The organism is Mesorhizobium sp. M7A.F.Ca.US.014.04.1.1 (assembly GCF_003998745.1).
In the GTDB taxonomy this organism is placed as follows: Bacteria; Pseudomonadota; Alphaproteobacteria; order Rhizobiales; family Rhizobiaceae; genus Mesorhizobium; species Mesorhizobium ciceri.
Genome location: NZ_RZRW01000449.1, coordinates 1 through 4752, shown reverse-complemented (window position 1 = coordinate 4752; position 4752 = coordinate 1). Strand labels below are relative to the sequence as shown.

Annotated in this window: 7 protein-coding genes; 6 read left to right on the top strand and 1 reads right to left on the bottom strand. The window is 61.5% G+C overall.

Annotated features, from left to right (window positions below; all coding sequences use genetic code 11):
• The 4 genes from EOA22_RS24665 to gph all read left to right on the top strand — a co-directional run.
• A partial coding sequence (locus EOA22_RS24665) for an AAA family ATPase (protein ID WP_127390274.1) occupies window positions 1-657 on the top strand: 657 nt, incomplete at its 5' end.
• Window positions 658-715: 58 nt separating this feature from the next.
• Window positions 716-1402 (top strand): ribulose-phosphate 3-epimerase, encoded by a 687-nt coding sequence (rpe, locus tag EOA22_RS24660; protein WP_063167847.1) that lies wholly within the window; start codon window positions 716-718, stop codon window positions 1400-1402.
• Window positions 1403-1423: 21 nt separating this feature from the next.
• Window positions 1424-1981: a thioredoxin family protein gene (locus EOA22_RS24655; RefSeq protein WP_013532060.1), complete on the top strand. Its 558-nt coding sequence runs from the start codon at window positions 1424-1426 to the stop codon at window positions 1979-1981.
• Window positions 1978-2679, top strand: a complete 702-nt coding sequence (gene gph / locus EOA22_RS24650) for a phosphoglycolate phosphatase (RefSeq protein WP_013532061.1) — start codon at window positions 1978-1980, stop codon at window positions 2677-2679. Before EOA22_RS24655 ends, gph begins: the two co-directional genes overlap by 4 nt.
• 47 nt (window positions 2680-2726) lie before the next feature.
• Here the strand turns inward: gph and EOA22_RS24645 are convergent, their stop codons facing one another.
• A complete protein-coding gene (locus EOA22_RS24645; protein ID WP_024504374.1) occupies window positions 2727-3107 on the bottom strand; it encodes a cytochrome c family protein in 381 nt (126 codons plus the stop codon).
• Between the two features lie 363 nt (window positions 3108-3470).
• On the opposite strand from EOA22_RS24645, the gene EOA22_RS24640 reads away from it, so the two are divergent.
• Together EOA22_RS24640 and EOA22_RS24635 are read left to right on the top strand one after the other, a co-directional pair.
• On the top strand, window positions 3471-3680 hold the full coding sequence (locus EOA22_RS24640; RefSeq protein WP_013532063.1) for a hypothetical protein: 210 nt from the start codon (window positions 3471-3473) through the stop codon (window positions 3678-3680).
• Window positions 3681-3713: 33 nt separating this feature from the next.
• Window positions 3714-4700 carry an ABC transporter substrate-binding protein gene (locus EOA22_RS24635; protein ID WP_063167846.1) on the top strand — a complete coding sequence of 329 codons (987 nt, stop codon included), beginning with the start codon at window positions 3714-3716 and terminating at the stop codon, window positions 4698-4700.
• Window positions 4701-4752 lie beyond the last annotated feature (52 nt).

Sequence of the window (4752 nt, the reverse complement as noted above, 5' to 3'; positions counted from 1 at the left end):
ATCCTGGATCGTCTGGGTTATGTCCGCGAAGGCCACATACACGTCCTGACTCGAGAGGATCTCGTCGGCCAGTATGTGGGCCACACCGCGCCCAAGACCCGCGAGGTGATCAAGCGTGCCATGGGCGGCGTGCTTTTCATCGACGAGGCCTACTATCTCTACAAGCCAGAGAACGAACGCGACTACGGCCAGGAATCGATCGAAATCCTGCTGCAGTGCATGGAGAACAACCGTGACGATCTGGTTGTGATCCTTGCCGGCTACAAGAACAAGATGGACCGCTTCTTCGACAGCAATCCCGGCATGCGTTCGCGCATCGCCCACCACCTCGATTTCCCTGACTATGGCGTCAGCGAACTGAAATCGATCGCCGAGATTATGCTCGCGGAGCAGAATTATCGCCTCAGCGAGGCGGCGTCCCAGGCGCTCGAAGAGTATCTTCCGATCCGCATGAGGCTGCCGCATTTCTCCAACGCGCGTTCGGTTCGCAATGGGCTCGACCGGGCGCGGCTGCGGCAGGCCAACCGGCTTTTCGCATCGCGCAGCCGGGTGTTGACCAAGGCCGATCTTATCACCATCGAGGAATCCGACATTCGCGGCAGCCGCGTGTTCGCGGAAGGGAAACTGGAAGGCGAACCGGAGACGAAGATGCGCTGACACGACGAAGCGGCCGGCGCAGCGACCAACACCGCAGACAGAATTGGAGACGACGACCATGGTCACCGGGACAATCATCGCACCCTCCGTGCTTTCCGCGGATTTCTCGCGGCTCGGCGACGAGGTCGAAGCTGTCGTGCGGGCGGGTGCCGACTGGATCCATCTCGACGTGATGGACGGCCACTTCGTGCCCAACATCACCTTCGGTCCGCCGGTGATCAAGGCGATCCGCGACCGAACGGACAAAATCTTCGACTGCCATCTGATGATCGCGCCGGCCGACCCCTATCTGGCCGCCTTCGCCGACGCCGGTTGCGACATCATCACGGTGCATGCAGAGGCCGGGCCGCATCTCGATCGTTCCCTGCAGGCGATCAAAAATCTCGGCAAGAAGGCCGGCGTATCGCTGAATCCTTCGACGCCGGAGAGCGTCATCGAATATGTGCTCGACAGGCTCGATCTGGTGCTTCTGATGACGGTCAATCCAGGCTTCGGCGGCCAGGCCTTCATTTCCGCGGTCATCGAGAAGATCAGGCGAATCAAGGCATTGGTTGGCCACCGCCCGATTGACATCGAAATCGATGGCGGCGTCACGGCCGAAACCGCCCCGCTGGTCGCCGCGGCCGGCGCCAATGTGCTGGTCGCCGGGTCGGCCGTGTTCAAGGGGGGCACCGAGGCGGCCTACCGCGCCAACATTGGAACCATCCGACAGGCGGCCGACGGTGCGATCCGGAAAGCCGCGTAAACCATTTCATCGGAGGCAAGCATGGCGGCCGTTCCCCCTGTCTGCGATTTCGGCTGGCGCGCGATCGATGCCGTTTTGCCCGGCGTCGACGGCAGGTCGCATTCGATCCTCAGCCAGGCCGGCCCGAACGGCCTGGTCGTGGCCTTCATCTGCAATCACTGCCCTTATGTGAAGGCGGTGATTTCACGTATCGTGCGCGATGCCAACGACCTCAAGGCCGAAGGTATCGGCTTTGTCGCAATCAACTCGAACGATGCCGACACCTACCCGGAGGATTCCTTCGACCAAATGAAGCTCTTCGCCACGACGAACGGCTTCAGCTTCCCTTACCTGCACGACCAGCGCCAAACTGTAGCGCGCGATTACGTGGCGGTGTGCACTCCCGATTTCTTCGGGTTCAACAGCGAGTTGGGATTGCAATATCGCGGTCGGCTGGACGCCTCGCGACGAGAAGCCGGAGCGCCCGGGCTGAGACGCGATCTGTTCGAGGCGATGAAGCAGGTTGCCCGAACCGGCGACGGGCCGCTGGACCAGGTCGCCTCGATCGGCTGCTCGATCAAGTGGAAGGATGACGCATGAACGTCGGCGCAGGTAGGCCGCTTCGATCGCCGAAGGCGATCCTGTTCGACCTCGACGGCACGCTGGTCGACTCGGCACCGGACATAGCGGCCGCCGTCAACGAATTGCTGGCCAGCCGCGATCTGCCGCCGCTGCGCCTGGACCGGGTCAAGGCCATGATCGGCGGCGGTGTCAGGAAACTGATCGAGCGAGCCTTCGCGGCATCGGGAGCGCCACTGCTCGGCAACGCTCTCGATGAGGCAAACCGCGTCATGGCGCCTATCTACCGCCGGCACCTGACCGGCCTGACAAGGCTGATGCCTGGCGTCAGGGAGGCCCTCACCCACTTTCATTTGGGCGGAGTAAGCATGGGGGTGGCAACCAACAAACCGCAGTTGGCGACCCGCGAAATCCTGCTTCATTTCGGATTGACGGAATATTTCGGTGCGATCGTCGGCGGAGACGCGGTGACATACCTGAAACCGGCGCCCGATGCCCTGCTGCTGGCGTTGGCACAACTAGGCGTCGACCCGGGTGACGCGCTGCTGGTCGGAGACAGTGGCGCTGACCTGGGCGCCGCACGCGCCGCCGGCATGCCCGTCATTCTGCTGCGTGGCGGCTACAGCCACATTCCGGTGGAAGAGCTTGGCGCCGATCTTGTTTGCGACAGCCTTTTCGATCTGCCTTCGGCAATGCAGGGGCTGCAAGCCGATGCGTGATCGAGGCGAACGCCGGCCGAACGCAAGTTCGAACGGCCGGCGGCGCGCTATTTCGAGAATTGCTTCAGATAGGCGATGACATTGGCGATGTCTTCGTCCTGTTTGAGGCCGACAAACGCCATCTTTGTTCCTTTGACCATGGCCTTGGGATCGTGAAGGTAAGTCTTCAGCGTGGGTTCATCCCATTTGACGCCGGACTTGCCTGCCGCGACCATCGCCTGAGAATAGCTGAACCCCGGGTGCGTGCCGGCTGTTCGGCCGATGACGCCGTTCAACGACGGGCCGACCTTGTTCTTGTCCTGGTCGGCGACATGGCAGACCTTGCATTTGGCGAAGACCTTCTCACCCGCCGCCGCGTCCTGTGCCTGGGATTGGCTCGCGATGAAGGGCACAACGGACATGACTGCGAAAAATGCGATTGCGCGCATGGTATTTCCTCATTGATCGTCTGGGTGCCCTGGACGATTTGTGCATGCCGATCCTTTGATCCGTCGGCATGCGCCTTACGCGGTGGCGTGGAAATTCCGCTTCTCCCGTGGAGCCGCGCCACGTCACCTGGAAGCTAATCGGCATGTTGTGAAAGTCAATCGTACAAAGGTTTAGAGGCCTGGGTGCTCAAGGATCCTGTCCATTCGTCTTTGTTGACGGCTATTGGGCGAGCGCGTAGCTTGACCTCATTCCGGTTTCTCCATTGGCACCTTGAGAAATCCGGCAAGTGGCGGTTTTGTCCTGGCTCCTGGTTGGGCTGGACTCGCCGAGATGGGCGTTTGGGAACGCGCAAGAGGTGCTGAATGGACATGGTCGATCTCATATTGACGGTTTGCCTCAGCGCCAATCCGAGCAATTGCCGAGACGAACATCTCTATTTCGAGAGCCGCGGCACCCTGTTCCAATGCATGTTCCTTGCCCCCAGCGAAATCGCGAAATGGTCTCAAGAACACCCGACCCTCAAGGTCATGCGCTGGAAATGCGCATTTCCGAGCAAGGAACGAGCCATCTGATTTGGCAGCGCGGAACCCTGGGGAGGAGGTGTCATGATGGTTTCACGGCGCATGACGTTGCGTCTGGCGGTTCTCGGGACAGCCGCTGTTCTTGCTACCAGGCCAGCCGTTGCGGCAGCCAGGATTCGCCTCGGTGTGCTGAAGTTTGGAACCGTGAGTTGGGAACTCGATACGCTACGGCAGCACAAGTTCGATGCCGCGAACGGGATCGATCTGGAGATCATCGACTTCGCCGGCGAGGATGCAACCAACGTCGCGATGCAGGCTGGCGCGATCGACATGATCGTTTCCGACTGGCTGTGGGTCTCGCGCCAGCGCTCCGAAGGCGGCGACCTCACATTGTTCCCCTATTCCACCGCCGTGGGCGCGATCATGGTGAAGGAGGGTTCACCGATCCGGACGGTCGCCGATCTCAAGGACAAGAAGATCGGCGTCGCCGGCGGCCCGCTCGACAAGAGTTGGCTGCTGATACAAGCGCTGACCAGACGCGATCTCGGCGTCGACCTGTCGGCAACCAGCGACATCGTCTTTGGCGCGCCGCCGCTGATTTCGGAAAAGGCGATACAGGGCGAACTCGATGCAGTGCTGAATTTCTGGCATTTTTGCGCCCGTCTCGAGGCCAATGGCTTCCGTCGATTGATCGGCGTGAATGACGCGGCAAAGACGCTTGGGGCTCTGGGACCCGTGTCGGCGCTCGGTTACGTCTTCCATGACCAATGGGCGAACGAGAACCCCGATGCCGTCAGGGGGTTCGTGAGGGCGTCCGCGCAAGCCAAAGACTTGCTGGCCAGATCCGATGACGAATGGCTGCGTCTGGCGCCGATCATTCGCGCGGAAGGCAAGGAACTGGAAAAACTGCGCGATCGCTATCGTCAGGGCATTCCCAGACGGTCGGTCGCCGAGGAAGCGGCTGACGCCGGCAGGCTATACCATGTGCTGGCGGCGATCGGCGGCGCGAAGCTGGTCGGCAGCGCGGCGGAGATGGCGCCCGGCACATTCTGGCAGGAACCCTGGAAATGACCGCATCGGAAACCGACGGCACGCGTGATGCCCCGCCGAGCATGGCCGGCCG

Bases quoted from the DNA above. Each gene is read 5' to 3' on its own strand.
- EOA22_RS24640 (WP_013532063.1), top strand. From the start codon at position 3,471: ATGGACATGGTCGATCTCATATTGACGGTTTGCCTCAGCGCCAATCCG.
- EOA22_RS24645 (WP_024504374.1), bottom strand. From the start codon at position 3,107: ATGCGCGCAATCGCATTTTTCGCAGTCATGTCCGTTGTGCCCTTCATC.
- EOA22_RS24655 (WP_013532060.1), top strand. From the start codon at position 1,424: ATGGCGGCCGTTCCCCCTGTCTGCGATTTCGGCTGGCGCGCGATCGAT.
- rpe (WP_063167847.1), top strand. From the start codon at position 716: ATGGTCACCGGGACAATCATCGCACCCTCCGTGCTTTCCGCGGATTTC.
- gph (WP_013532061.1), top strand. From the start codon at position 1,978: ATGAACGTCGGCGCAGGTAGGCCGCTTCGATCGCCGAAGGCGATCCTG.
- EOA22_RS24635 (WP_063167846.1), top strand. From the start codon at position 3,714: ATGATGGTTTCACGGCGCATGACGTTGCGTCTGGCGGTTCTCGGGACA.